Below are 805 nucleotides of genomic sequence, written 5' to 3'. Positions count from 1 at the left end.
GGCCGTCGGCGCCGACGGCCAGGACGGCGGACCCGGCCTTCAGCTCGCTCAGATAGTTCGTCCGGTTGTCCTGGCCGAAGACATAGCTGTGCAGCGCGCCCGCGTTGATGCGGAAGGGGCGGGTCGGCATGTAGGGCAGCGGGTGCGTCTCGCTCACGCACAGGATGAACCCGTGCGCGTACGAGCCGACGAGCATGCCCTCGTCCTTCTCGAAGTGCGTGCAGGTGTCGATGCAGACCCGGTCGCCCAGGCCCAGGTGCTCGATCGACTCGACCGTCAGCGTGCTCAGGTTCAGGTCCGGGGTCTTGACCCGCAGCAGCTCCACCAGTTCGAAGACGTCGTTCGCGTCGCGCGGTGCGAACAGGACGCCTTCCGAGCCCTTCTCCAGGACATCGATGATGACCTTGGCCTCCTCCAGGTCCTCGGCCCGGCAGATGAGCTGGCCCGGGGAACGGTCCGCGGCGGCGATCACGATCTCCAGCGGGATCTTCGTCGGGTCCTTGAACTGCACCACCGTGTACGGCAGGGCGATGGCCGTCTCGCAGGCCAGGCCGAGCGTCGGGTCGTCGACGACGTCGACCAGACCGGCGATGTCCTTCTCGCCGGACTGGTGCCGGGAGCGGAGCCGGTTCAGCTCGTCGGTGCCGCCGACCTCGCGCAGCACGATCAGGTCGTCGAACCCCTCGCCCTCCGGGCGCCCGGCGCCCGTCAGGATGCGCTTGACGGTGACCGGCAAGGTCGCGAGCGTTTCCGCGTCGCGGTCCACGATGCCGTCCACACGGGCGTGGACGGCATCGTGGACCGC

Annotated in this window: 1 protein-coding gene; it reads right to left on the bottom strand. The window is 69.1% G+C overall.

Annotated elements, in window-relative coordinates:
- Positions 1 to 805: 3-dehydroquinate synthase II domain-containing protein (locus BFF77_RS24490; protein WP_066953477.1), on the bottom strand; the 805-nt coding region annotated here is incomplete at both ends.

Source organism: Streptomyces lushanensis, from assembly GCF_001700515.1.
Classification (GTDB): domain Bacteria; phylum Actinomycetota; class Actinomycetes; order Streptomycetales; family Streptomycetaceae; genus Streptomyces; species Streptomyces lushanensis.
This window is presented reverse-complemented; position numbering and strand designations above follow the sequence as displayed.